The organism is Kribbella aluminosa, from assembly GCF_017876295.1.
Classification (GTDB): domain Bacteria; phylum Actinomycetota; class Actinomycetes; order Propionibacteriales; family Kribbellaceae; genus Kribbella; species Kribbella aluminosa.
In genome coordinates this window covers 3373275-3398896 of the sequence record NZ_JAGINT010000002.1, presented here as the reverse complement: position 1 = coordinate 3398896, position 25622 = coordinate 3373275, and the positions used below count along the sequence as shown (strand labels likewise).

26 protein-coding genes and 1 pseudogene are annotated in these 25622 nt (G+C 68.8%); 16 read left to right on the top strand and 11 right to left on the bottom strand.

The features are described from left to right. Window positions 1-7: 7 nt before the first annotated feature. A complete protein-coding gene (locus JOF29_RS37445; protein WP_209699059.1) occupies window positions 8-1240 on the top strand; it encodes an FAD-dependent monooxygenase in 1233 nt (410 codons plus the stop codon). Here JOF29_RS37445 and eboE read toward each other — a convergent pair. Together eboE and JOF29_RS37435 are read right to left on the bottom strand one after the other, a co-directional pair. Beyond that, complete coding sequence (gene eboE / locus JOF29_RS37440) at window positions 1199-2338, bottom strand: metabolite traffic protein EboE (protein WP_209699058.1); 1140 nt, start codon at window positions 2336-2338, stop codon at window positions 1199-1201. The genes JOF29_RS37445 and eboE overlap by 42 nt on opposite strands. Before the next feature lie 86 nt (window positions 2339-2424). Continuing rightward, window positions 2425-3711 (bottom strand): YibE/F family protein, encoded by a 1287-nt coding sequence (locus tag JOF29_RS37435; protein ID WP_209699057.1) that lies wholly within the window; start codon window positions 3709-3711, stop codon window positions 2425-2427. Window positions 3712-3763: 52 nt separating this feature from the next. Between JOF29_RS37435 and JOF29_RS37430 the strand changes: the two genes are divergently transcribed. The 6 genes from JOF29_RS37430 to JOF29_RS37405 all read left to right on the top strand — a co-directional run bounded on the left by JOF29_RS37430 (window position 3764) and on the right by JOF29_RS37405 (window position 8873). Next, a complete protein-coding gene (locus tag JOF29_RS37430) occupies window positions 3764-4705 on the top strand; it encodes a metal ABC transporter substrate-binding protein (protein ID WP_245359829.1) in 942 nt (313 codons plus the stop codon). After that, complete coding sequence (locus JOF29_RS37425; RefSeq protein WP_307863890.1) at window positions 4702-5457, top strand: metal ABC transporter ATP-binding protein; 756 nt, start codon at window positions 4702-4704, stop codon at window positions 5455-5457. The genes JOF29_RS37430 and JOF29_RS37425 overlap by 4 nt, the downstream gene beginning before the upstream one ends. Before the next feature lie 124 nt (window positions 5458-5581). Next, window positions 5582-6580 (top strand): metal ABC transporter permease, encoded by a 999-nt coding sequence (locus JOF29_RS37420; protein WP_209699055.1) that lies wholly within the window; start codon window positions 5582-5584, stop codon window positions 6578-6580. 52 nt (window positions 6581-6632) lie between these two features. Continuing rightward, window positions 6633-7022 (top strand): Fur family transcriptional regulator, encoded by a 390-nt coding sequence (locus JOF29_RS37415; RefSeq protein WP_307863889.1) that lies wholly within the window; start codon window positions 6633-6635, stop codon window positions 7020-7022. A gap of 286 nt (window positions 7023-7308) precedes the next feature. Continuing rightward, window positions 7309-8283 (top strand): aldo/keto reductase, encoded by a 975-nt coding sequence (locus JOF29_RS37410; protein ID WP_209699053.1) that lies wholly within the window; start codon window positions 7309-7311, stop codon window positions 8281-8283. An 83-nt stretch (window positions 8284-8366) separates the two neighbouring features. Beyond that, window positions 8367-8873 (top strand): GNAT family N-acetyltransferase, encoded by a 507-nt coding sequence (locus JOF29_RS37405; protein WP_209699052.1) that lies wholly within the window; start codon window positions 8367-8369, stop codon window positions 8871-8873. On the opposite strand, the gene JOF29_RS37400 is transcribed toward JOF29_RS37405, so the two are convergent. Continuing rightward, complete coding sequence (locus tag JOF29_RS37400; protein WP_209699051.1) at window positions 8859-9800, bottom strand: sigma-70 family RNA polymerase sigma factor; 942 nt, start codon at window positions 9798-9800, stop codon at window positions 8859-8861. The two genes, JOF29_RS37405 and JOF29_RS37400, sit on opposite strands and share 15 nt — an antisense overlap. Before the next feature lie 136 nt (window positions 9801-9936). Here JOF29_RS37400 and JOF29_RS37395 point away from each other — a divergent pair, with 136 nt between their 5' ends. Next, window positions 9937-11316: an MFS transporter gene (locus tag JOF29_RS37395; RefSeq protein WP_209699050.1), complete on the top strand. Its 1380-nt coding sequence runs from the start codon at window positions 9937-9939 to the stop codon at window positions 11314-11316. Here JOF29_RS37395 and JOF29_RS37390 read toward each other — a convergent pair. Further along, complete coding sequence (locus JOF29_RS37390) at window positions 11267-12361, bottom strand: S-(hydroxymethyl)mycothiol dehydrogenase (RefSeq protein WP_209699049.1); 1095 nt, start codon at window positions 12359-12361, stop codon at window positions 11267-11269. The genes JOF29_RS37395 and JOF29_RS37390 overlap by 50 nt on opposite strands. Before the next feature lie 232 nt (window positions 12362-12593). On the opposite strand from JOF29_RS37390, the gene JOF29_RS37385 reads away from it, so the two are divergent. From JOF29_RS37385 to JOF29_RS37370, 4 genes are all read left to right on the top strand, one after another. After that, entirely contained in the window at window positions 12594-13472 is an 879-nt protein-coding gene (locus tag JOF29_RS37385; protein ID WP_209699048.1) for an ABC transporter ATP-binding protein, read from the top strand. Continuing rightward, window positions 13469-14278, top strand: a complete 810-nt coding sequence (locus JOF29_RS37380) for an ABC transporter permease (RefSeq protein WP_209699047.1) — start codon at window positions 13469-13471, stop codon at window positions 14276-14278. The genes JOF29_RS37385 and JOF29_RS37380 overlap by 4 nt, the downstream gene beginning before the upstream one ends. 98 nt (window positions 14279-14376) lie before the next feature. Beyond that, window positions 14377-15594, top strand: a complete 1218-nt coding sequence (locus JOF29_RS37375) for a sensor histidine kinase (RefSeq protein ID WP_209699046.1) — start codon at window positions 14377-14379, stop codon at window positions 15592-15594. Beyond that, window positions 15591-16232, top strand: a complete 642-nt coding sequence (locus JOF29_RS37370) for a response regulator transcription factor (protein WP_209699045.1) — start codon at window positions 15591-15593, stop codon at window positions 16230-16232. Before JOF29_RS37375 ends, JOF29_RS37370 begins: the two co-directional genes overlap by 4 nt. On the opposite strand, the gene JOF29_RS37365 is transcribed toward JOF29_RS37370, so the two are convergent. The 3 genes from JOF29_RS37365 to JOF29_RS37355 all read right to left on the bottom strand — a co-directional run bounded on the left by JOF29_RS37365 (window position 16209) and on the right by JOF29_RS37355 (window position 18231). Then, on the bottom strand, window positions 16209-17126 hold the full coding sequence (locus JOF29_RS37365) for a hypothetical protein (protein ID WP_209699044.1): 918 nt from the start codon (window positions 17124-17126) through the stop codon (window positions 16209-16211). The two genes, JOF29_RS37370 and JOF29_RS37365, sit on opposite strands and share 24 nt — an antisense overlap. Further along, on the bottom strand, window positions 17126-17308 hold the full coding sequence (locus JOF29_RS37360; RefSeq protein ID WP_209699043.1) for a hypothetical protein: 183 nt from the start codon (window positions 17306-17308) through the stop codon (window positions 17126-17128). Before JOF29_RS37360 ends, JOF29_RS37365 begins: the two co-directional genes overlap by 1 nt. 77 nt (window positions 17309-17385) lie before the next feature. Further along, on the bottom strand, window positions 17386-18231 hold the full coding sequence (locus JOF29_RS37355; RefSeq protein ID WP_209699042.1) for an isoprenyl transferase: 846 nt from the start codon (window positions 18229-18231) through the stop codon (window positions 17386-17388). 115 nt (window positions 18232-18346) lie between these two features. On the opposite strand from JOF29_RS37355, the gene JOF29_RS37350 reads away from it, so the two are divergent. The 4 genes from JOF29_RS37350 (at window position 18347) to JOF29_RS37335 (ending at window position 21253) form a co-directional block, all read left to right on the top strand. Further along, window positions 18347-18964, top strand: coding sequence for a hypothetical protein (locus tag JOF29_RS37350; RefSeq protein ID WP_209699041.1), 618 nt, complete (start codon window positions 18347-18349; stop codon window positions 18962-18964). Continuing rightward, the gene (locus tag JOF29_RS37345; protein WP_209699040.1) at window positions 18958-19944 is read left to right on the top strand and encodes a hypothetical protein; all 987 of its coding nucleotides are present in this window, start codon (window positions 18958-18960) and stop codon (window positions 19942-19944) included. Before JOF29_RS37350 ends, JOF29_RS37345 begins: the two co-directional genes overlap by 7 nt. A gap of 204 nt (window positions 19945-20148) precedes the next feature. Continuing rightward, window positions 20149-20481, top strand: coding sequence for a hypothetical protein (locus JOF29_RS37340; RefSeq protein WP_209699039.1), 333 nt, complete (start codon window positions 20149-20151; stop codon window positions 20479-20481). A 4-nt stretch (window positions 20482-20485) separates the two neighbouring features. Then, on the top strand, window positions 20486-21253 hold the full coding sequence (locus JOF29_RS37335; RefSeq protein ID WP_209699038.1) for a PIN domain-containing protein: 768 nt from the start codon (window positions 20486-20488) through the stop codon (window positions 21251-21253). A gap of 120 nt (window positions 21254-21373) precedes the next feature. Here the strand turns inward: JOF29_RS37335 and recO are convergent. The 4 genes and pseudogenes from recO to JOF29_RS37315 form a co-directional block, all read right to left on the bottom strand. Continuing rightward, window positions 21374-22133 (bottom strand): annotated as a pseudogene (gene recO / locus JOF29_RS37330) (DNA repair protein RecO). Between the two features lie 12 nt (window positions 22134-22145). Then, complete coding sequence (locus JOF29_RS37325; RefSeq protein ID WP_209699037.1) at window positions 22146-22967, bottom strand: SDR family oxidoreductase; 822 nt, start codon at window positions 22965-22967, stop codon at window positions 22146-22148. Then, window positions 22964-23956: an aldo/keto reductase gene (locus JOF29_RS37320; RefSeq protein ID WP_209699036.1), complete on the bottom strand. Its 993-nt coding sequence runs from the start codon at window positions 23954-23956 to the stop codon at window positions 22964-22966. Before JOF29_RS37320 ends, JOF29_RS37325 begins: the two co-directional genes overlap by 4 nt. A 178-nt stretch (window positions 23957-24134) precedes the next feature. Then, entirely contained in the window at window positions 24135-25592 is a 1458-nt protein-coding gene (locus JOF29_RS37315; RefSeq protein WP_209699035.1) for a GNAT family N-acetyltransferase, read from the bottom strand. Window positions 25593-25622: the final 30 nt, after the last annotated feature.

The following is a 25622-nucleotide window of genomic DNA, read 5'->3' as shown; positions in this document are numbered from 1 at the left end:
GGACGAGATGAAGATTCTGATCTCCGGCGCGAGCGTGGCCGGACCGGTGCTCGCCTACTGGCTGCACCGGTACGGCTTCGAGCCGACGGTCGTCGAACGCACACCGGCCGCGCGGCACGGGCTCGGCGGGCACGCCGTCGATCTGTACGGCGCGGCCGCGGAGGTCACCCGCCGGATGGGCTGCTGGGACACGATCGAGGCGGCCCGCACCCAGCTCGACTCGATGACCGTCGAACGGTTCGGCAGGCGCCCGGTCGAGGTCGACCTGAGCCGGATATACGCCGGGATCTCCAGCCGGCACGTCGAAATCCTGCGCGGCGAGCTGACCAAGGTCCTGTACGACGCCGGCCGCGGCAGCGCCGAGTACCTGTTCGGCGACTCGATCGCGAGCCTCCACGACGACGGCGAAGGCGTCGACGTCACGTTCGACTCCGGGCTGCGGCGCCGGTTCGACCTGGTGATCGGGGCCGACGGACTGCACTCGAACGTGCGGCGGCTCGTGTTCGGTTCCGAGGAAGAACTGCACCGCCCGCTCGGCGGCTACCTCGCGGTGTTCTCGATGCCGGACGTGTTCGGCCTCGGCAACCACACGCTCGCGCACTTCTCGGTCGGCAAACTGGTCGGCATCTACGGCGTGCACCAGACCGGCCAAGTCCGCGCGGGGTTCCTGTTCCGCGGCGACCTGACGTACGACCACCGCGACACGGACCAGCAGAAAGCCCTGCTGGTCAAGGAGTTCGGCGACTACGGCTGGAAGGTGCCGCAGTTGCTGGAGCACCTGCAGCCGGCCGAGGACTTCTACTTCGACTCGATCGCCCAGGTCACCCTGGAATCATGGGTGTCGGGCCGGGTCGGGCTAGTAGGAGACGCGGGTTATTGTCCGGGGCCGGCCGTTGGCGGTGGCACGAGCCTGGCCGTCGTCGCGGCGTACATCCTGGCCGGCGAGTTGGCTGCTGCTCGCAGCGACCTGCCGTCAGGGCTCCGCAACTACGAGCGGATCATCCGGCCGCTGGTCGACAGCAGCCGCCGGCTCAGCCCGAAGGTCATGGGCACAGTTATCCCCAGCAACGCGCTCACAGTGCGGCTGATGCCGGGAGCCGCTGCCACGCTGGCCAAGCTACCCACGGCCCTGCAGCGCCTCATCTGGTCGCAGAACGCGGTAGGCAAGGTGTTCAGCTCTACGGCACTCCCCGACTACTCAGACCTCCTGCAGCCCGAGAGCGGTCAGCCGGTTCCGTAGCCAGGACAGCTCCTTGCTGAGCCGTTTCGCCAACGCCTGCTGGGTTCTGGGGTCCCGCGGCCACACGTACACCTCTGACTCCAAGTGGTGCGTCAACGGATGCCCACCACCCACCAGCCGCGCCAGACAGTCATCCAGTACGCCGGTAGTCACACTGAGCGGAGCTGGTGCCACAGCATGCGTCGCCAGGTGCGCATGCATCCGCCAAGCCGCATGGCCCGACAGCTGCGGCGACTGCGCCACGTCGTCCACACCCGGCCCACCCCACTCACGCACCTGCCGCAGGTACTTCGGTACGCCGAGCTGACCGAGCACGTACCGCCCGGACACGTCAGACGGGTCTACCAGCGTGGGAGCAACCGACAGCTGCGCCTTGACCACGTCAACGCCCGCTCGCCACAAGAGCTCGAAAGACTCGGCAGGGTCCTCGAACTGAACCGCCAGGTGACACACGTCGAGCCCCAGCCCAATACGCGACGTACCGCCGTCCGGGCTCGAATAGCGGGCCAGCCACGCCGCAGCCTGGCCGATCATCTCCAGAACACACCCAGGCTCGGTCTCGACGGCAATCCGGATCCGCCGGCCGGTCCTGGTCTCGGTATGGGCCAGGTGCTGCTCGACGCGGTCGAACGCCTCCCGCGCCGCCCGGTTGCGCGCCCGCGACCACGGCACCCGCCACGCGAGCGGCACGGTCGAGATCGAGCCGTACGTCGCATCGTCCGGGAGCAGCTCCGCGAGTACGTCGATCAGGTCCACCGTGTACCGGAGCCGCTCGGGCTCGGTCCAGTCCGGACAGTACAGGTCGGTGCCACCCGCCTTGCCGGTGTGCGGGATGCCGTTCACGGTAACGACCTCCAGCTGGTTGCGGTGCAGCGCGCGGCGGAGTCTGCTCAGCGACGCCGGCGAGTTCGCCAGCCGGTCGGCCAGCCGGTGCGGGAACCACAGACCGACACCCAGCACCGGTACGTCGAGCGCGGACCGCACCACGCCGGCACAGCCGTCCAACCGCGCGACGAGTTCGTCCAGGTCCGCGACCGGGTGCACCGACGCGCAGTACCCGAGATGAACGGTCGAACCGTCCCGATGACGGAATCTCATCAGCACTCCTCACCCCGTGTGGACACGGAAAGTGCGTGCTGGCGGACACTCCGTGACCTATTAGCAGCGTAAGAGCTGCCGAGCGACTAGGGGGCGGGATCCGGCGTGGCGACCAGGTCGCGGGAGCGGTCCGCGACCGCCATCGCGGCCAGAGCGGTGGTGAGCGGGACGGCCGCGATGATGCCGAGGCTGCCGACCAGGCCGCGGACCACCTCCATCGCGACCGCCTCGGTGGAGATCACCGACAGTATCGGCAGATCCTGGATCGCGAACACGAGCAGCACCGGCATCGCGGCACCGGCGTACGCCAGGACCAGCGTGTTCACCACCGAGGCCACGTGCGTCCGGCCGATCCGCAGGCCAGCCGACAACAGCTCGCGCCGGCTCGCGGCGGGATTGGCCGCGGACAACTCCCAGACAGCGGCCGCCTGCGTGACCGTCACGTCGTCGAGCACTCCCAGGGCGCCGATCACCATCCCTGCGACCAGGAGCCCGGCCAGGTCGAGGTGCGGAGAGAACCCCTGCGCCGCGGACGCCCCCTCGGCTGCGAGGCCACTCAGTTGCGACAGTCCGGTGAAGAACCAGCCCAGCAGCACAGTCAGCCCGAGCGCGGCGATCGTCCCGGCCAGTGCGATCGACGACTCGGCGTTGATCCCGTGGGTCAGGAACACCGCGATGATCATGATCACCGCGCCACCGACGACCGCGACGAGCAGCGGATTCGAGCCCTTCAGGATCGCCGGCAGGATGAACTGGACGAGCATCACCGCGGTCACCGCGAGCGCGACCAGCGCCGCGAACCCGCGCCACCGCGACAGCGCGACGACAGCGATCGCGAAGATCACCGCGAGGATCAGCAGCGGCTTGGTCCGGTCGTGGTCGACGTACTGGTACTTCTGGTCCGGCGGGGCGCCCTTCTCGATGGCGAGCATCACCTCCTGGCCGACCTTGACCGGGATCGGCGACCCGCCGACCTTCGGCACCTGGACCGGCACCGCCTTTCCCTTCTCCGGGGTGTTGCTCAGCTTGACCGTCGCCAGGTCGCACTTGTCCCTCGGGTCCGGGCAGGCCTTCAGAGCGGTGACCTCGCCACGCGCGGTGCTGGTCTGGTACGACTCGACCTTCACCCTGGCGCCCGGCCAGAGCACGATCAGCAGCACGACGGAGGCGATGATCAACGGGGTCAGGACGGCGGCGACGACGATCCGGACCCGCCGGGCCACGATCGCGTCCGAGTTCACCACCGAGGTGTCCACCACATGATCGCCGTGGCCGTGCCCATGCCCGTGGCCGTGGCCCTGAGGAATGTCGAGCACCTTGCGGCGGTTGCCCTTGCGGTCGGCACGCCGTCGCCCGACGTTGCGGCTGGCCATCGTGAACTCCCTGTTTTGACAACCACTTCCAACTAGAATGAAAATGATTGTCATGAGATCTGGTCTTCGCGCAATTATCGCCGGTGCCGCGACGCTGGCCACCCTCGCCCTCGCGGGGTGCGGTGGCGCGACTGCCGGCGGTACGGCGGACGGCAAGCTCAGCGTCGTCGCGTCGTTCTACCCGCTCGAGTTCATCGCCCGCACGGTGGGCGGCGACGCGGTACACGTGACCACTCTCACCGCCCCCGGCGTCGAGCCGCACGACCTCGAGCTGACCCCGAAGCAGGTCGCCTCGATCGCGGAGGCGAAGCTCGTCGTCTACGAGAAGCGCCTGCAGCCCGCCGTCGACGAGGCCGTCGCGCAGAACGCCAAGGACGCCGGCTTCGACGTCGCCCCGGCCGCCCAGCTGGAGAACACCGGCGCGGACTTCGAGCAGCACACCGGCGCGGCGCCGATCGCGCACAACGACAACGCCCTCGATCCGCACTTCTGGCTCGACCCGGTGCGGTACGGCGACGTCGTCAAGGCGGTCGAGGAGAAACTCGCGACCGTCGACAGCGCGAACGCCGCCGGGTACCACGAACGGGCCAAGGCACTGCTCGCGCAGCTCGGCACGCTGGACACGGAGTACAGGACCGGTCTGGCGAGCTGCAAGCTGACGACGTTCGTGACCAGCCACGAGGCGTTCGCCTACCTCGCGAAGCGGTACGGTCTGACGATGATCGGGATCGCGGGGTTCACGCCGGACGCGGAGCCGACCCCGAGCCGGATCAAGGAGGTCCAGGACATCGTGAAGGCCCAGCACGTGACCACGATCTTCTACGAGGAGCTGGTGAGTCCGAAGGTGGCCGAGACGATCGCGAACGACGTCGGCGTCAAGACCGCCGTACTGAGCCCGATCGAGGGCCTGTCCGACGCGAACTCCAAGGACACCTACCTGACCCTCATGCAGCGGAACCTGAAAGAACTACAGAAGGCGAACACCTGCTCGTGACAGATACGTCAGCTCGGGCCGTTCAGGTCGACGATCTTTCCGTCGAGCTGGGCGGCCGGCTGGTGCTTCGTGGGATCGATCTGCGGATCCGCCAGGGCGAGGTGCTGGCCGTGCTCGGCACGAACGGCTCGGGCAAGTCCACGCTGATCAAGACCGTCGTCGGTCTGTTGCCCGCGGCCCGCGGTGAGGTCCGGCTGTTCGGTACGCCGGTCCGCCGGTTCCGCGAGTGGCGCCGGGTCGGGTACGTGCCGCAGCGGATCACCGCGGCGGGCGGCGTACCGGCGACGGTGTACGAGGTGGTGTCGTCCGGGCTGCTCTCGAAGCGCCGGCTGTTCACGCCACTCGGTGCCGCCGGCAAGCAAGCGATCGAGGACGCGCTGCAGGTCGTCGACATGGCCGACCGGCGCAAGGACGCGGTCGCGGAGCTGTCCGGCGGGCAGCAGCAACGGGTCCTGATCGCCCGGGCGCTGGTGTCCGATCCGGAACTGCTGGTCCTCGACGAGCCGACCGCCGGCGTGGATCTCGCCAGCCAGCAGATCTTCGCCGACGCCGTCCGCGAGCGGGTCGAGCGCGGTACGACGGTCGTGATGGTGAGCCACGACCTCGGCCCGATGGACGCGCTGATCGACCGCTCGGTGGTGATGCGCCGCGGCCGGATCGTGTACGACGGCCCGCCGCACGCCTCCCAGACCCACGCCCACGTCCACCACTCCCACACCTCCGACGACGAACCAGGCTGGATGCCGTCATGACTGTGCACATTGCACGCCTCCGGCGCGCTGGGTCATGGGGCTGTGACTCCCGGTCTTCCCTCGTCGCTCTGGTCGTTTCGTTTCCTCCGCTCCCTCCGCTACTCAGTCCAGACCGGGAGGCCCCATGACGATGTTCCAACTGGAGTTCATGCAGCGGGCGCTGATCGCGGGGCTGCTCACCGGGTTGTCCGCGCCGGCGATCGGGACGTACCTGGTGCAGCGGCGGCTGTCGTTGATGGGTGACGGGATCGGGCACATCGCGATCACCGGTGTCGCGCTCGGCCTGCTGACCGGGAGCGCGCCGGTGCTGACCGCGGTGATCGTGTCGATCGCCGGCGCGACCGCGATCGAACTGGTCCGCGCCCGCGGAAAGGCCACCGGCGACGTGGCGCTGGCGCTCCTGTTCTACGGCGGTATTGCCGGTGGTGTCCTGCTGATCGGCCTGGCAGGTCAGGGCGCCGCAACGCTGAACACCTACCTGTTCGGTTCGCTCACCACCGTCTCCCAGAGCGACCTGTACGTCGTTGTCGGCCTGGCGATCGCCGTGCTGGTAGTAGCGATCGGCCTGGGCCCGCAGCTGTTCGCGGTGTGCCAGGACGAGGAGTTCGCTCGTACGACGGGACTCCGGGTCCAGCTGCTCAACCTGGTGATCGCCGTGATGGCTGCGGTCACCGTGACGGTCGCCATGCGCACTGTGGGGCTCCTGCTCGTCAGCGCGCTCATGGTCGTACCAGTAGCGACAGCGCAGCAGGTGACGCGGTCCTTCCGCAGTACGTTCGTGACCGCGTGCATCATCGGCGTACTGGCGTGTCTGGCCGGCATCGTGACCTCCTACAACGCCAACGTCGCACCTGGCGCGACCATCGTCGTACTGGCGCTGGCCGGGTTCGTAGTGGCCGCAACCGTCGGGACACTGCTCCGTCGCCGGTCCGCGCGTCCACTGGCGGACGAGGAGCCTGAGGTCGGAGTACCGGCGCCGGAGCCGCATGTGGTGAGTGCTGGACACCCGCACGCCCACAGCGAGGACTGTCGTCACAAGAAGGTCGAGCACGGGGACCATGTCGACTACGTGCACGACGGTCACCTGCACGCGGCACACGGTGATCACTGGGACGAGCACTGATTTGCCGACTTCTGAGAGAATTGCTGACGGCAGGGAGATGACAGGAGGAACGGTGGCAATCGGAACACGCTCGACCCGTCAGCGCGCGGCGGTCGCGCACGCGCTCGACCAGCTCGACGAATTCCGGACCGCCCAGGAGATCCACCTGGAGCTCCGGTCGGCCGGCGAGGCCGTCGGCCTGACCACCGTCTACCGCACCCTGCAGGCACTCGCGGACTCCCGCGAGGTCGACGTACTGCGCACCGCCGACGGCGAGACGGCCTACCGGCGCTGCTCGAAGGGACATCACCACCACCTGGTCTGCCGCAACTGCGGCCGCACCGTGGAGGTCGAAGGCCCGGCCGTCGAGCGCTGGGCCGACAAGGTCGCCGCCGAGCACGGCTACGCCGACATCAGCCACACCCTGGAGATCTTCGGCACCTGCGCCGACTGCCAGAAATAAGCCTGACCGGCGCTGCCTCGACTGCGCGGCAGTGGGACGGCCGGTCGGGGAAAGAAGTTTGCAGATGGCGCCAGTTTCTTTCCCCGCCGATTGACAACCGGCCTGCTCCCTGAACTGAACGGCGTGAGTGACGCAGGTCACCTTTGCCTTTGAGCGCACTCGAAGGTGACCGACTACAAGATCGCCGCGTACGGCGGCACCGCCGAACCGTAACCAACCGATCAGCTCAGCCGGCCGTCGCGGACGCTCGGTCGGCGGAGCCATGCCTTCCAACAGGAGATTCTTCATGAAACTGGGTACTCAAGGCGCCGAGGTCAGCCGGCTCGGCCTCGGCTGTATGGGAATGAGCGCCGCCTACGGCACCCGCGACGACAACGAGTCGATCGCCACCCTGCACCGCGCACTCGACCTCGGCATCACGTTCCTCGACACCGCGGACATGTACGGCTGGGGCGCCAACGAGGAACTGGTCGGCAGGACCGTCGCCGACCGCCGCGACCAGGTGTTCCTGGCGACGAAGTTCGGCATCCTCGGCAATCCGGCGAAGGCTGAGACGCGCGGCGTCGACGGTTCGCCGGAGTACGTCCGGTCGTCGATCGACGGATCGCTGCAGCGGCTCGGCGTCGACCACGTGGACCTGTACTACCAGCACCGGATGGACCCCGGCGTACCGGTCGAGGAGACCGTCGGGGCGATGGCCGAGCTGGTCGCGGCCGGGAAGGTGCGGTACCTCGGGCTGTCCGAGGCGTCCGCGGAGACGATCCGGCGCGCGCACGCCGTACACCCGATCACCGCCGTACAGTCCGAGTGGTCGCTGTTCAGCCGGGACATCGAGGAGTCGGTGCTGCCGGCCTGCCGGGAGCTCGGCATCGGGATCGTGCCGTACTCGCCGCTCGGCCGCGGCATACTCACCGGCGCGCTGCCGACGGAGCTCGCCGACGACGACTTCCGCCGTACCCTGCCGCGGTTCTCGGCGGACAACCTCGACGCGAACCTGAAGCTGGTCGAGGAGATCCGCGCCGTCGCCACCCGGTACGACGCGACGCCAGGGCAGATCGCCATCGCCTGGGTGCTTGCGCAGGGCAACGACGTGGCGCCGATCCCGGGGACGAAGCGGCGCAAGTACCTGGAGGAGAACTGGGCGGCCCTCGAGGTCCAGCTGTCCGCCGCCGACGTCGAGGCGCTGGCGAAGCTGACTCCGGCCGGCACCCGGTACGCCGACATGACCTGGGTCGCCGGGCAGTCCGCACCGCAGAGCTGATAAGCTGTACGCAGTAAGCCTTCCGTACCGGACTCTTCCGGCGGGAGGCTTTTCTGCGTTCTCAAACCCTCGTGAGGAGACGTATGTCCGACCTGGTGGTACGCCATGTGCAGGCGTCCGACCGCATCCTGATGGAGCGACTGTGGCTGCTGTTCCGCCATGACCTGTCCGAGTTCCAGGGCCAGCTTCCGCGTCCCGACGGCAGCTATCGCAGCGAGTGGCTGGAGAAGGTACTGACCGGTGACCCGGAGTGGGCCGGGTACCTGATCTCGCTGGGCGAGGTTCCGATCGGGTTCTGTTTCATGCGGGCGCTGCAACAGCCGGTGCATGTACTCAACGCGTTCTTCATGGTCCGTCCGGCCAGGCGGCACGGCTACGGGCTGCAGGCGGTCCAGGAGGTGCTGTCGCACCACCCCGGTCCGTGCGACGTCGCGTTCCAGGGCAACAACGAGAAGGCGGTCCGGTTCTGGCAGCGGGTCGCGACCGAGACGTCCGGGGACGTGTGGACGCAGGAGGAGCGCCCGATCCGCGGCAACCCCGACGCGACGCCGGACCTGTGGATCTCGTTCAAGGTCTCAGACGGCCTCTAGCGGCAGCCCGAAGTACTCGAACAGCTCCTGGTCGAAGAAGACCACGTTGTGCGTGATGCCGGCCTTGGCGACGGTGAACACCTGCAGGCTGTGCGCGTGGAAGAGCCCGTCGTCCCCGCGCACGTAGGCGCCGATGGCCGGCTGGTCGTTGGCGACGGTCGGCAGCATTCGCCAGGCCGGGCCGCGGATCGTGTACACGCGGGCCATGAACTCGCCGTACGCCTCGCGGCCGACGTACCACAGCGGGGCCGGCGGCATCTCGAGGACGACCCGGTCGGTGAGCAGCCGGGTCAGGCCGCTGACGTCCGCGGCCTCGAACGCCCGGATGTAGTCGTCGACGACCGCTTTGATCTCCCGGTCGTCGGGCTCGTCGACGTCGTCCTCGGTGATGCCGATCTCGGCGAGCTTGGCCCGCGCCCGCTGCAGCGCGCTGTTCACGCTCGCCGAGGTCGTCTCGAGTGCCTCGGCGATGTCCGCGACCGGCCAGTCGAGCACGTCACGCAGTACCAGGACCGCACGCTGCCGGGCCGGGAGGTACTGCATGGCGGCGATCAGGGCCAGCCGCAGGCTCCCCTGCGCGACCATCGCCGCCGCCGGGTCGGTCGGGAACGGCTGCAACCACGACACGTCCGTCGACAACTCGATCGGCGCCTGGATGTCCTCGGTCACGCTCACCAGCCCCGAGGGCAGCGCACGCCGTCCCTTCCCTTTGAGAGCAGTCAGACAGGCATTCGTCGCGATCCGGTAGAGCCAGGTCCGCATCGACGCCCGCTGCTCGTCGTACGTGCCGGAGGCCCGCCAGGCCCGGAGCAACGTCTCCTGCACGAGATCTTCCGCGTCGTGGATCGATCCGAGCATGCGGTAGCAGTGCACCAGCAGCTCGTGCCGGTGCGGCTCGGCCATCCGGTCGAAGTCGTCACGGTCCATCGGGGTCAGCCTCCCACAGATCGGTTGCGGGAGTACGTACTGCGCCACGAGGTGAAAATCATCGGTCCGCCACCGATGAATCCGGCGGAGCCGCCAGGTATACACCCACGTCCTGTGCAGACAAGGGAGAAACCTGATGACCGCTGTAACCACCGGCCGCCCCACGGGTGCGGACACCCGGCGCGGGCTGATGCTCGCCGTACTGCTGCTCGGCCAGTTCATGGCACTGCTCGACACCTCCATCGTGAACGTCGCGATGCCCGCCGTCGGCGCCGGCTTCCACGCCTCCGGCGCCTGGCTGCAACTGGTCGTCGGCGGCTACCTGGTGGCGTACGCGATGACGCTGATCACCGGCGCCCGGCTGGGCGATCTCTACGGCCGCCGCCGGATGTACCTGACCGGCGCGATCCTGTTCACGCTCGCGTCGCTGGCCTGCGGCCTGGCGCCGGCGATCCTGCCGCTGGTGCTGTTCCGCTTCGTCCAGGGCGTCGCCGCGGCGATCATGGTGCCGCAGATCATCAGCCTGATCCAGACCCATTTCTCCGGACCGGCCCGCGCCAAGGCGTTGTCGGCGTACGGCGTGACGCTGTCCGCCGGCCAGGTCGCCGGGCTGATCGCGGGTGGGCTCCTCGTCGGCGCGAACATCCTCGGCTCGAGCTGGCGCCCGGTGTTCCTGGTCAACGTCCCGGTCGGCATCTGCCTGGCGATCCTCGTACCGCGATCGGTGCCGGACGACCGGCCCGCCGCGACGCGCCGCCTCGACCTCACCGGGCTCGCGCTGTCGACCTGCGCCGTACTGCTGATGGTGCTGCCGGCGGTGGTCGGTCACGAGATCGGGTGGCCGCTGTGGACGTTCGGCTGCATCGCCGCCGGAGTGGTGCTCGCGGTGGTCTTCGTCCGGTTCGAGCGCCGTACGACCGACCCGCTGCTCAACCTCCAGGTCCTGCGCGCCCGCGGGCTGCCGGCCGGTCTGCTGACGATGGTGTGCACGGTGCTGGCGCTCGGCGGATTCCTGTTCGCGTTCACCCTTCACCTGCAGATCGAGCTCGGCGAATCGCCGATGCGGGCGGGTCTCACCTGGCTCCCGTTCGCCGTCACCTTCGGCCTGGTCGGCTACTTCTGGCGGGCCGTCCCTCAGCGGCTGCAGCACCTCGTCGTACCTGTAGGGCTCGCGCTCTGCGCCGTCGGCTACGCGGGCGTCGGGTCGTTCTTGTGGCCCGCACTGGTGGTGGCCGGCGCGGGCATGGGTCTGTCGGCGAGCCCGCTCGTAACTCAGGCGCTGGTCCACGTACCGCTTCCGCGCGCCGCCGACGCGAGCGGCATCCTCACCACCGCGATGCAGCTGAGCCAGGTCGGCGGCGTCACGATCTTCGGCACCCTGTACCTGTCAGTGCACTCGTTCCACACCACGAGCGTGGCGGTCGCGCTGACGGCGGCGACCGGGATCGTCACCGCCGGGTTCCTCGCTAGAACACAACGACCGACCGCAGTACGTCGCCGTGGTGCATCTTCGTGAACGCGTCCTCGACGTCCTCCAGCGCGATCGTCTCCGACACGAACCGGTCCAGCGGCAGCCGGCCCTGCAGGTGCAGGTCGATCAGGAGGGGGAAGTCGCGGGTCGGCAGGCAGTCGCCGTACCAGCTCGACTTCAGTGAGCCGCCGCGGCCGAAGAAGTCCAGCAACGGCATGTCGAGCCGCATCTCGGGCGTCGGTACGCCGACCAGTACGACGGTGCCGGCCAGGTCGCGGGCGTAGAACGCCTGCTTCCAGGTCTCCGGCCGACCGACCGCGTCGATCACGACGTCGGCGCCGAACCCGCCGGTCAGCTCCTGCACCGCCGCGACGACGCCGTCGTGGTCGAGGCCCTTCGAGTTGATCGTGTGGGTCGCGCCGAGCTCCTTCGCGGTGCCGAGCTTGCGCTCGTCGAGGTCGAGCGCGATCACCTTCGCCGCTCCGGCGAGCCGGGCGCCGACCACGGCCGCCGTACCGACTCCGCCCGCACCGATCACCGCGACCGTGTCACCGCGGCCCACGTTGCCGGTGTTGAGCGCGGCACCGAGCCCGGCCATCACACCGCAGCCGAGCAGACCCGCCACCTCGGGCTTGGCCGCCGGGTCCACCTTCGTACACTGCCCGGCCGCGACCAGCGTCTTCTCCGCGAACGCCCCGATGCCGAGCGCCGGGCTCAGCTCGGTGCCGTCGGCGAGCGTCATCTTCTGTTTGGCGTTGTGCGTGTTGAAGCAGTACCAGGGCCGGCCGCGCAGGCAGGCGCGACAGTTGCCGCAGACCGCCCGCCAGTTCAGTACGACGAAGTCACCCGGCTGTACGTCGGTCACACCGTCACCGACCGCCTCCACGATCCCGGCCGCCTCGTGCCCGAGCAGGAACGGGAACTCGTCGTTGATCCCGCCCTCCCGGTAGTGCAGGTCCGTGTGGCAGACCCCGCAGGCCTGCACCTTCACGACCGCCTCACCGGGACCAGGGTCCGGGACCGTGATCTCCTCGATCGACACCGGCGCACCCTTACCAGCCGCCACCACACCACGCACCGTCTGAGCCATGCGTCCGAACCTAACCGCCCCGGCCCACTCCCGTCAGCCCCCACGGCGTGTACCGAACGACTGGACGTAGTCGTCCACGCATACCGCCCGCCACGCCTGAGCTCCGGCCGACCTGACCCGGTGGACAGCACCACCACCCGTTCTTGCGTACACCTCTGTCCACCGGTCGGGGGACAAGCAGTCCGTCGGCAGATGCTCCCGCGCACCGTTGGCGTCAAGCGAGAGTTGAGGCATGGAGAACGACAACGCAGTGAGGGTGCGCGGCCTGGTCAAGCGGTATCCGGACAAGGTCGCTGTGGACGGTGTCGATCTGGACATCCACCGGGGCGAGGTGTTCGCCCTGCTCGGCCCGAACGGGGCCGGTAAGACGACGACCGTGGAGATTCTGGAGGGGTATCGCCACGCCGACGAGGGAGAGATCAGCGTGCTCGGGTCGGACCCGGCGCACGCCGACCGGGTCTGGCGGTCCCGGATCGGGATCGTCGCGCAGACGACCCGGGACGAGGCGGTGCTGTCGGTCGCCGAGATGGTGACGCACTTCGCCGGCTTCTACCCGAACCCACGCGACCCCGAACAGGTGATCGCCTCGGTCGGTCTGCAGGACAAGCGCAAGGCCCGGGTCCGCAGCCTGTCCGGCGGCCAGCGCCGCCGGCTGGACGTCGCGCTCGGCGTGATCGGCAACCCGGAACTGCTGTTCCTGGACGAGCCGACCACCGGGTTCGACCCGGAGGCGAGGCGGCAGTTCTGGACGCTGATCGAGGAGCTCCGCACCGAGGGCACCACGGTCCTGCTCACCACCCACTACCTGGACGAGGCCGAGCACCTGGCCGACCGGGTCGGCGTGATCGCCGACGGCCGGATGATCGAGGTCGCGACGCCGGAGACGCTCGGCGGCCGCGGCGCCCGGACCGCGCGGGTCTCCTGGCTGGCCGCGGACGGTCAGCACGAAGTACGCACCGATCAGCCGACCGCCGAGGTCGCGCGGCTGATGGCGGAGTACGGCGGCGAGGTGCCCGAGCTGGAGGTCCGGCGCCCGAGTCTGGAAGACATCTACCTGGAACTCATCGGGTCGGCGGCCGCCGCTCCGGAACTGGAAGGAGCTCTCAAGTGAGCGCCGCACTGCCGTCCCCGCTCAAGGTCGGGCTGTCCCGGACCGGGATCGAGGTGAAGGAGTTCTTCCGCGAGCGCGAGCAGCTGATCTTCACGTTCTTCTTCCCGATCATCTTCCTGGGCATCTTCTCCGCCGTGTTCAGCGGCACCAACTTCTCCGGCGGCGTCACCGCCGCGACCTACTTCACCCCCGGAATGATTGCCTCCGGCATCTTTCTGACCAGCTTCCAGTCGCTCGCCATCGCGATCGCGATCGAGCGCGACCAGGACGTCCTGAAACGGCTCCGCGGTACGCCGATGTCGCCGCAGTCGTACTTCATCGGCAAGATCGGCATGGTCCTGATCACCTCGATCCTGCAGTTCGCGCTGCTGCTCGTGATCGCCGGCCTGGCGCTCGGCGTCCACATCCCGACGTCGCCGGGCAAGTGGCTCGACTTCCTGTGGATCTTCGTGCTCGGTACGGCGTCCGGTTCGGTGCTCGGGATCGCGTTCTCCGTCGTACCGAAGTCCGGCCGGGCCGCGTCCGCGGTGGTCACCCCGGTGGTCCTGCTGCTGCAGTTCATGTCCGGTGTGTACTTCGTCTACAGCAGCCTGCCCGGATGGATGCGTGACGTCGCCTCGGTCTTTCCGCTGAAGTGGCTGGCGCAGGGCATGCGGTCGGTGTTCCTCCCGGACGGCTTCCAGGCGAACGAGCCGGGCGGGTCCTGGCAGCTCGGCACCGGCGCGATCGTGCTCACCGTCTGGCTGGTCGTCGGCCTCTTCCTCGCCCAGCGGCTGTTCCGCTGGACCCGGCGGGACGCGGGCTGATGAACGGGCTCCTCAGCCTTCGGGAGCGGGGCGACGCCGAGGAGCCCGGGACACCTGCCTGGACCGGCCCTCGGGTGTGGGTCCTGGTGTGGAGGAAGATGGGTTCCGTGCAGAACTCACGCGGTGGCGCCGGGCAGCCCGTCTGGACCCGGGCGCTGGTCGGCTGGCACATCGTGTTCTGGGTGCTGCTCGGGATGACGCTCGCGCTCTCGTTCCTCGGCCACCTCGGCGCGGTGCGGCAGTCGGTGTACGTCGGTACGGTCGTGGTGCTCGCGGCGGCGTACCAGTTCATCGGCCTGCCCGCGATCCGGTCCCGCCGGGCGTTCCCGTCGTACACCTATCGGCTGCTGCTGATCGCCTCCCTGATCACGCTGATCGGGATCTACCCGCAGTCGGTGTTCCTGATGTTCATCGCGTCAGCGCAGATCTGGCTGCTCTGCGAGGACCTGCGCGAGGGCATCGGGCTGAGCCTGCTGCTGGTGCTCGGCGTCGGTGCAGCGCAGCTGTGGAGCGCGGGGTGGGGCTGGAGCGCGTTCTGGCAGATCCTGCCGTGGATGCTGGTCAGTCTGGTGGTCAGCCTGCTGTTCGGGATCTGGATCGAGAAGGTGATCACGCAGAGTCAGCAACGCGCGGAGCTGATCGAGCAGCTCGAGTCGGCCCGCGACGAGCTCGCCGAGGCGCACCACAGCGCCGGTGTGATGGCCGAGCGGGAGCGGATGGCGCGGGAGATCCACGACACGCTCGCGCAGGGGATGACGAGCATCGTGATGCTCGCGCAGGCGGGTGCGGCCGAGCTTTCGCAGGGTGGTGATCCCGCCGGACGCCTCGCCGCGATCGAGCAGACCGCCCGGGAGAACCTGGCGGAGGCGCGCGCGCTGGTCGCCGCGTTCACCCCGGTCGCGTTGTCGGAGGCAACCTTGACCGAGGTACTGCGGCGGCAGGCGGAGCGGTTCGCCGCCGAGACCGGTGTCGACGTACAGGTCTCCCTGGACCTGCCGGACGACGAGGTCGCGGCGCTGCCCCAGGCACAGCAGGTCGTGTTGTTGCGATCGGCCCAGGAGGCGCTGGCCAACGTACGCAAGCACGCGGCCGCGACGCAGGTCCTGATCACGCTCGGCCTCTCGTCGAACCGGGTCTGGATCGAGATCCGGGACGACGGCTCGGGCTTCTCCCCCGGCGTCGCGTCCGGCGGCTTCGGCCTGAACGCGATGCGAGGCCGGGTCGAGGAATCCGGCGGTACCGTCCAGATCGAAAGTACTCCCGGCCACGGCACGCGAGTTCAGGTTCTGATCCCAGCTGTGCAGGAGGACGTGTGATTCGGGTTCTGGTGGTCGACGACCACCCGGTGGTGCGGTCCGGACTGTCCGGCATGCTGTCGGTGACCGAGGACATCACGGTGGTCGGCGAGGCCGGCGACGGTTCCGAGGCGCTGGCGCTCGTCGAGTCGACGTCACCGGACGTGGTACTGATGGACCTGCGGATGCCCCGGATGGACGGAGTGGCGGCTACCGAGGCGATCGTGTCCTCTCATCCGTCGACGCGCGTGCTGGTGCTGACGACGTACGACACCGACACCGACATCCTGCACGCGGTCGAGGCCGGCGCCGCGGGCTACCTGCTCAAGGACACCCCGCACGCCGAACTCCTGAACGGCATCCGCGCCGCCGCCCGCGGCGAAACCGTCCTCGCGCCGCCGGTCGCCGCCCGCCTGATGTCCCGCCTCCGCACTCCCGCGCCCCCCGCGGCGGCGCAGCCGTCACCCCGCGAACTCGAAGTACTCGCCGCCGTGGCCCGCGGCCTCAGCAACGCCGAGATCGGCCGCGAACTCTTCATCGGCGAAGCGACGGTGAAGACCCACCTCCAACGCCTCTTCGCCAAACTCGACGTCGACGACCGCACCCGAGCCGTCACCGCAGCAATCGAACGCGGCCTACTCCCCTCGCCCGGGCGCTGACCCCGGCGTGTGCCCCTGCATGAACCGGATCCGCGGATCCTGCGCACCGCTCGGCTGCTGCTGCGGCGGGTGATCGCCGGCCTGCTCCGCCTCCGTCGTCGGGTTCGTCCCGGCCCGGACAGCGTTCTTCAGCTCGGCAGTCCGGACCGCCTCATCGATGCCGTACTGCGCCATGTCGTTGACGTCGGTCATGTTCGCGTCGATGTGGTCCCGGACCTCCGACAGTCCGTCACGGGCACCGCGCACGTCGCTCGTCAACGACGTACCGGCGATTCGGATCGCTGCCGAGTGCCGCCCGTCGCCGACCTCCAGCGAGGCCAGCTCGAGCCGGCCCGCCGTGGTCCGGGCATTTTCCAACTGGTCGAAGGCGGCCTTCAGCCCGCTGTCGGCCCGCGTGGTCAGGCCCTTGAGATCGGTCAGCCGGTTACGCAGCCCCTCGGACGTCTCGGACTTGCCGTACTCGGGGAACTGCTCGAGCGTGTCCACGTCGCGGAGTGCCTGGTCGAGGCTGGCCGAGCTCCTGGTCAGGTCCTCGTGGAAGCCGTTCAGCTCGCTCTGCGCGGCACCGATCCGCGACATCAGGTGCCCGGCATCCTGCTGTGCGGAGTTGAACGAACGCCGGACCTGGGTGTCGGCGTCGCTCCAGCGATCCATGTCGCCACGGTCCTGGGTGCGGGTGGCGAGCCGGCCCTGTACCTCGGACTCGTACTCGGCCTGCTGGACCCGGGCGCCGCCGGCGTTCAGCGTATCGATGTCCTCGAGCCGGCTCTGCAGCATACGGCCGTAGTTCTTGTTCTGGAGGGAGTCGGCAACGCTGTCGAGGGTCGCCCGCGCCCGGCTCATCGACTGCGCTACCCGGCCGGTGAGGGTCGCGATGCTCAGCTCGGTCGCCATCAGCGCTCGTCCTTCGTCGCAGTCCGCGCTTCGGCCGCGCGGCGGTCGTCCTCGGCCAGACCCGCGCGCAGCTCCGCGGCCACTCTCCGGACCTGTTCCTGTGCGGCCCGTAGCTCTCGCTCGACGATCTGCTGCGGGGTCTCGTCCGTCGGCTGGTCCTGCACGCTGCATCTCCCGTTCATGTCGTTGACACTTGCAACGAGACTAGACGCTTCGGGGGCGAGTCCCGTTCCCAGCGGCCGGACGGCTGAGAGTGCCCTCAGGTTCGGCCCGGACCCGGTACCTCGTTCGGGATCGCGCCGCCGTACCGCCGGTCCCGCTGCGCGTAGATCTCGATCGCCCGCCACAGGTCCCGCCGGTCGAAGTCCGGCCAGAGCGTGTCCAGGAACACCATCTCGGCGTACGCCAGCTGCCACACCAGGAAGTTGCTGGTCCGCTGCTCCCCCGACGACCGGACGAACAGGTCGACCTCGGGAATGTCCGGCGCGTACAGGTGCCGGGCGATCGTCTGCTCGGTGATCCGGTCCGGCTTGAGCTTGCCCTCGGCAACCTCCCGCGCGATCGACCGCGTCGCGTCCGCGATCTCCGCCCGGCCGCCGTAGTTCACACAGAACTGCAGCGTGATCGTGTCGTTGTCCCTGGTCCGTTCCTGCGCGTACTCCAGCTCGTCGATCACGCTCTTCCACAACCGCGGCCGGCGCCCCGACCACACCACTCGTACCCCCATCGCGTCCAGCTCGTCCCGCCGCCGGTGGATGACCTCCCGGTTGAACCCCATCAGGAACCGGACCTCCTCCGGCGAGCGCGCCCAGTTCTCGGTGGAGAACGCGTACGCCGAGATGTACTTCACGCCGATCTCGATCCCGCCCTTGATCACATCGAGCAACGAAGCCTCCCCCGCCCGATGCCCGTCGGTCCGCGCCAGCCCCCGCTGCTTGGCCCACCGCCCGTTCCCGTCCATCACGATCGCCACATGCCGCGGAACCAGCTCCTTCGGCACCTCCGGCACCCGCGCTCCCGAAGGATGCAACTCCGGCGCCACCACCACCTTCCGCTCCCCCCGAGACTCCAACCCCCGACCCCGACGACGACCAATAGGCGACATACACCGCAGTCTCCCACCCCCACCTGCAGCAACCTGCAACCTGTGGACAACCCCACCCCCCGAACACCCTCCGTATGCAACCCTTAACCCACCCCACCCAGAACGGAGCCCCCGAATGCCCCGCCGACCGCTGCTCACCGCCGTAGCCACGCTCAGCACCCTCACCCTGCTGACCGCCTGCAACGGCTCCCCCGAAGCCGGCCGGCCCAACACAACCCCCACGTCAACCACCGCCACCCCGGCTCCCACGCCGACACCGACAGCACCGATCACCCCCACCCGGCCTGCAGCCGAACAGGCTGCAATTGCCGCCGCCAAAGCGCGCTATCTGACGGCCCACCTCGCCATTGATGTAGCGCTCAACAACCCTCCGGTCGCGACCCGCGAAAATCTCCTACGCGCCGGCACCGGCGGTAATTGGCTCATCCAGGTATTGGGCAGCGTGCAATTCAACCTGGATCGCGGCTGGTACCAAGCGGGCAGGACCGGGCTCGAGGCCGTGACAGTTGCGTCGGTGAAACTCAATGCCGAGCAACCTGAGGTCCGATTCAACGCTTGCTTGGACTCCTCGAAGACCTCCCTCCGCTATCAGGCGACTCGCAAACCTGTGCCGGCGATTCCCGCCAACGGAACTCGCCATAAAGTGCAGGCGCAGATGGTCTATGCGCCGCTCATCGGTCAGTCCACGAAGATGTGGTTCCTCATCAACGAGACGGATACAGGATCATGCTGAAAAGCCTCGTCGCGTTGGTTTTGGCGACCTTCTCCTTCGTTTCCGCAGCACCACTAGGGATGGCCGCGCCGGGGAGTGCGGCAGAGCCCAAGCCCAAGGTTGACCTCGTCCACACCTGTCCAACCCCACACAACTGCTTCTGGGTTCCACGCGCTGTCGTGAACCAACAGAACAACAAGACGATTCCGGGAACGAAGCCAGGCAAGTCGGTTACGAAAGGACCTGAAAGACTCTGCCTCCTTGGCGGCGCCTCTCAGGCGTGCACATCCAACCTTGGCAACTGGTCGAACACCCAGCAGTGCTACCTAGAGCGACTCGAGCCGCAGCCTCCGAAGGGCAACCCAGCGTGGCAAGGACACACCGATGGCGCGATCTGGACCTGCGTTCGCGAGGACAACGGCGGCAGGCGCTTCGTAACCAAGTGGGTGTGGTTGCCGGGGAAGCCAGACACAGTCGTGCCCGACCCCATAACCCTCGTCTACCAGGCCATCGCAGAGATGCGGTTGGCGCCGCCGTTGATCAAGACGGCGCCTGGTGCCGGACAGATCGGGCTGGTGAACATGCCGGTCTGGATGTGGGTGACCAAGAGCGAGAACACGTGGGGTCCGATCGTCCGCAGCGCGAGTGTGCCTGGTCTGTCTGTCACCGTCACCGCACAAGTCAAAGCGATCAACTGGTCGATGGGGGACGGCAGTACGGTGCGGTGTGATGGGCCGGGGACGCCGTACGACAAGTCCATGGGCGTGAAGAACTCTCCCAGCTGTGGCCACCGGTACGTGAAGACGTCTCACAAGCTCCCGAATTGCAAGTACCCGGTGACCGCAGTGGCGCAGTGGGATATCACCTGGCTGAGCACGCTCGGTGACACCGGCCAGATCTCAAAGGCCCAACAAGCCGCCACCCAACTACGCATCGGCGAAGCAGTCCCGGTCCTCGTCGACCCTGCCGGAGGCGAGACCACCACCAAGTCAGGATGTTGACTGGCCTACCGAGGCCATCGTGTGACGTGGACGCGCTCGGTCCGCGGGATGCCTGTGTGCGCCTCCTGTCCACAGGGATCGGGAATGGAGCCGCGAGGAATCCGGCCGGCGAATACAGTTAGGGACATGCTCGGACCAACGAGAGACGCGCGGATCTACCTGCTGGATGAGGATCAGCGACAGGTTGAGCCCGGTGGGCCAGCGGTGATTGGGCCTGACGGGAAGCGAGAAGAGATTCCGCTGCTGGTGTATCGCGCTGTAGAGCATGTTCTCAAGGCGATGCGGGCGGGCCAGGCGGTCAAGGTCGTGCCGCTGCGGCCGGAGTTGCCGATCGACGAGGCAGCACACGCGATCGGAATGCGGAGCGACGATTTGCGGAAGCACGTCGCCGCGGGCGACATTCCGTTCCGGTCATCGGAGTACGTCGACTGGGTTCGCCTGGCGGACGTGATCAAGTGGGACAACGAGCGTCGCGCACGGCGACGCGCGATCCTCGACGAAATGCTGGCCGACGATCTCGAGGACGACGGGGAGTAGATCCATGACCGAGTCGTCCTACTGGCCGGACTCGCGGGAGATTGAGCGCGCGTTCCTCGACGCGAACGTCATCCGAGGTCAGTTGACGACCGACGTACTTTTGTCACTGGCCGAGCAGGACGTTTTCGAGCCTCGGTGGACTCAAGAGGTGATCGACGAGATGCACCGCAACCGGCCACCGGGAGTGTCCGAGAAGGCCATCGACCGCCGCATCGCGATGATGAACGGCGCGTTCGAGCGAGCGATGACAGAAGCCCCACCGCAGGAACTGCAGGATCAGATGCTGGCAGATCGAAAGGACAAGCATGTGCTCGCGGGCGCCGTGCACAGTCAGTCGGACGTTCTTGTCAGCGACAACGTCAAGGACTTCTATCCGCCGTCGACCGGTCCGCACGCGATGCGGGTCGAGAGGCTGAACGAGTTCCTGATTCGCAAGCTCAATGAGGACCCTCAGCGGGTGCAGGCGGGCCTGCAGGGGATGGTGAGTCGCAATCGGCGGGAGCCGAAGATGATGGCGGCGTTGATTGACGTGATGGCTGAGGGGCAGGAGCTTCGGGGGTTTGCGCAGAAGTTGAACGCGGTTGTGCCGGAAGGGCAGCGCGGGACTTCGCCGGTGCTGGCTGCCAACCAGCGAGGGGCCGCTCAGTACACGGCGCTTGAAGGGGTCGCTCGGCCTGCGGCGGCGCAAGCTCCGGAGACGGCGCCGGAGGTGCGGAAGTCCGCGGGTGGGCAGAGCGCCGAGAAGGTCAAGGACACCGAGCAGGGCAAGTGACTCGCTCCAGCTGGGCCGGACTGCAACTGGCTGTGTGACCGCTACCTGACGCCCCGAGCGGGGACGGCCAGCCGGAAACGGGATTCTGGCCCACGGCTGGTTTGTGTAGGTGACTGGCGGTCACGTTCTGTTGCTGGCTCTTGCTCCGGGGGTTAGGTCTAGGTGGGGGAGGGAGCGGAGTTGGTTTTCTTGGTGGTAGGTGAAGAAGGCGGCTATCAGGCCGGTGGATTCTCGGCGGGTTCGGGGGTCGGCTTGGAGGGCGGTGGGCCAGTCGCCGGTGAGGAGGGCGGAGAGGTGGGTGACGGTGGCGGGGGCCGGCATGGCTGAGGCGGGTGGGCGGCAGGTGGCGCAGACCATGCCGCCGGAGGCGGGGTTGAAGGCTCGGTGGGGGCCCTGGTTCGCCGCAGCGGGCGCAGTCGTCGAAGGAGGGGGCGTAGCCGGAGATCGACAGGGACCTCAACAGGAACGAGTCGAGGACCAGGGCGGGGTCGCGTTCGCCGGTGGAGAGGACTCGGAGGGCGCCGGCCAGCAGAAGGTGGTGCTGGATGGAGGGTTCCTTCTCTTCTACTACCAGGCGGTCGGCGGTTTCGAGGAGCACGGTGCCGGCGGTGTAGCGGGCGTAGTCGTTGACGATGCCCTCGCCGTACGCCGCGATCGACTCGGCCTGGGTGACGACGTCGAGGGTCCGGCCGGTGGCAAGTTGCAGGTCGACGTAGCTGAACGGCTCCAGCCGGGCGCCGAAGCGTGACGACGTACGGCGGACGCCCTTGGCGACCGCGCGGACCTTGCCGTTGGCGCGGGTCAGCAGCGTGGCGATCCGGTCCGCCTCACCCAGCTTCTGGGTGCGCAGCACGATCGCCTGATCCCGGTAGAGCGGCACCCCACCAGTCTCTCACCCGCGTCCGACATACTCCGCGAGGCCGATCGGGTCCTGCCCGGTGAGGTCCTTGACGGCGGTCGACACGTGGCCCAGCTCCCCGCTCGCGATGGCGGCGTACGACGTCACCCAGCCGGCCACCTCCCACGACGGCGCGCCGTACGACTCCCGCGACCGGTAAGCCTCGTCCAGCGTCTCCGGTTCGTACCGCACCTTCCGGCCGGTGGCCTCGGTCAGTACGGCGGCCGCCTCGGCCAGGGTGAAGGCCGACGGTCCGGTCAGGTCGTACGTCGCCCTCGAGTGATCCGGGGAGACCAGCACGGAGGCAGCAGCCGCGGCCACGTCGTCCCGAGCGACCGCGGCCACCCGCCCGTCCCCCGCCGGCCCGCGGATGACGCCGTCCGTGCCGACGAACCCGGGCACGAAGTCGAGGTACAGGTTGTCCCGCAGGAACGTGAAGTCCACGCCGCTGGAACGGATGTGCTCCTCGGTGTGCCAGTGGTCGCGCGCGAACGTGAACGTCGCCCCCGGCGCCGCCCCGGCGAACGAGGTGTACACGATCCGCTGCACCCCGGCCGCCACCGCCGCGTCGACCGTTGCCTTGTGCAACGCCACCCGGTCCGCCGATTCCGTTGCACTGAGCAACATCAGTACGTCGACCCCGTCCAGCGCCGACAGCAACGCCGCATGCTCGCCGTACGCCGCCTGGGCCACCGACACGTCCGGCAGGACGGGCGCCCGCGCCGGGTCGCGCACGATCAGCCGCAGCGGTACGCCGGTCAGCCGGGCGACGATCCGCGACCCGAGCTGCCCGGTCGCGCCGGTGATGCCGATCATTTGCCCACCAGGTTCATCCCGCCCGCGGCGTACCGCTGACCAGCCACCGCGTCCGCCGGGAACGTCGCGTCCAGCGCGGCCAGGTCCTCGGCGCTCAGCGAGACGTCGAGCGCGCCGAGGTTCTCGGTCAGGTACGACCGCCGCTTGGTCCCCGGGATCGGCGCCACGTCATTGCCCTGGGCAAGCAGCCAGGCGAGCGCCAGCTGGCTCGGTGTCACGCCCTTGGCCGCGGCCAGCGCCTGCACCTGCGCGACCAGGTCGAGGTTGCGCTGGAAGTTCTCTCCCTGGAACCGCGGCAGCCCCCGCCGCATGTCGTCCGCGGGGAAGTCCGCCTCGGACTTGATCTGCCCGGTCAGGAACCCGCGCCCGAGCGGGCTGAACGGCACGAACCCGATGCCGAGCTCCCGCAGTGTCGGCAGTACGACGGTCTCCGGGTCGCGCGTCCACAGCGACCACTCGCTCTGGACGGCGCTGATCGGGTGTACGGCGTGGGCCGCCCGCACCGTCTCGCCGTTCACCTCGGACAGGCCGAGGTACCGCACCTTGCCGGCCTCGACCGCCGCGGCCATCGCGCCGACGGTCTCCTCGATCGGGACCTGCGGGTCGCGGCGGTGCAGGTACCACAGGTCGATGTGGTCGACGCCCAGCCGCCGCAGCGAGGCGTCCAGGGCCTGCGCGGCGTACGCCGGGGAGCCGTCCACGACTGTCGGCACCTCCGTCGCGGACGCGGCCGGGCGCTTGAAGCCGAACTTGGTCGCGAGCACCACCTGGTCGCGGCGGCCGGCCAGCGCGCGGCCGACGAGCTCCTCGTTCGCGCCGTCGCCGTACACGTCCGCGGTGTCGAGGAACGTGCAGCCCGCGTCGACGGCGGCGTGCAGCGTCGCGATCGACTCGGCGTCGTCCTGGCGGACCCCGTACGACTGGGACATCCCCATGCAGCCGAGGCCGAGGCTGGAAACGGTCAGGTCACCGAGCTGGGAAGAACGCATGTACCGAACTTACCGCCGCGCCCCGGTCCGCCGGGCACAGGGCCCCGCAGCACGCAGGGCTCCGCCCTCCCAGGTGTGCATTCTCGACAGGACGTGTCGCCGCGCTCGGCGGAGGCGCACGCTCGGCGTGACGGGTGCCGGGCCCCGAATCCGGGAGACGTCCTGTCGAGGATGTCAGTCAGGTGCCGAGTTCGGCAGGCGTGCCGGGCGTGCCGGACTGGATGAGCTTGTGGAGCAGGTCCGGTAGGTCAGGCGGGGCGAACCGGCCATCGTGGGCGGCGAGCTCGGCGAGGGACCACCAGCGCACGGCGTGGACGTTCTCGTCGCGCAGTTCGGCGGCGCTCAGCGATCCGCCGGGGGTGAAGTGGTCGGTGCGGACCAGGAAGTAGTCGTTGAGGACGCCGTCGTACCCGGTGGCGTGGCCCTCGGCAACGTGTTCCTCGTGCCAGAGGTGCAGTGGGTCAGGGAAGTCCTTGAGGCCGACTTCCTCGATCAGTTCGCGGCGGAGACCCTCGAGCATGGTCTCACCGGCCTCCAGGCCACCGCCGGGCGTCGCCCACACCGGCCCGTCGGCGAACTCGAAGCGGACCAGCAGCACCTGGTCGTCCGAGTCCACGATCACGCCACGCGCCGCGGGCCGCAACCGGGGCAGTTCCAGCTCCAGTTCCCGGTTCTGCTCGACCGCGCGGAACCCGAAGCGTGCGTTGACCTTGCGCATCGGCGCGTTCGTCAGCGCCGTCCAGGTGTGCAGGAAGCGTTGCGTCGTACGGTGTTCGGCCAGCTGAGCGAGGTTCGCGAGCTTCAGGAAAGTGCCGAGGTTGTGGCCGCGGTGCTCCCGCAGTACGAGCGTGTCGTCCTGCTGGGCGTGCTCGGCGTCCGCACGCGGCAGAAAGATCAGCGTGTAACCGGCGGGCGCACCGTCAAGAGTGTGCGCCATCGTCACCAGCGCGAGGTAGTTGCGGTCGACTCGCGCCTCGCTCGTCTCGAGCTTCTCGACCGTCCACGGCAGCACCTCGCGGGTCATCCCGCCGGTCGGCACGTCCCGGTCCATCGCGGTCCGCAGGTCCGCGTACTCCTGCCGATACTCCGACGGGCACACCCCCGCCCACGACGTCAGCCGGTACCCGTCGAGCCGGCCCGCCGCGGACCGCAGGTCCTCCAGCAGCAGGTCGTCGTACGGCAGCGGTACGACGAGATGCTCCTCGACATGCTCGACGGCAAAGCCGAGCTGCGATGCGAACGCCGCACCGGGCCACGGATCCGCGGGCACCCCGAGCTCGGTCTGCACGATGGTCCGCCCGAGCTGCGACGCCCGGGTGACGGCCCATTGCCACAGCGCCCTACCGATCCCCCGCCGCCGGTGCTCCGGCGGTACGTCGATCTCGACCTCGACCGTGTCGAGGTTGTCGGCCAGCCGGTACTCGAACAGCATCGCGCCGAGCACCCGGTCGTCCTCGAACGCGCCGACCGCGCACCGGGTCTTCAACGGGCCGGGGTTGCGCAGCGAGTACCCGAGCGCCTCGCGGCCCTCCACCAGTGGCGCCTCCCGCCCGGCGACCGCGCCGGCCCGGAAGGCGTCGTACCACTCGTCGAACAGGGCCAGGTCGGCCGGGTCGATCTCGCGAATGCTGATCACCCGGCCGACCCAACCAAACAAATGGGTCAG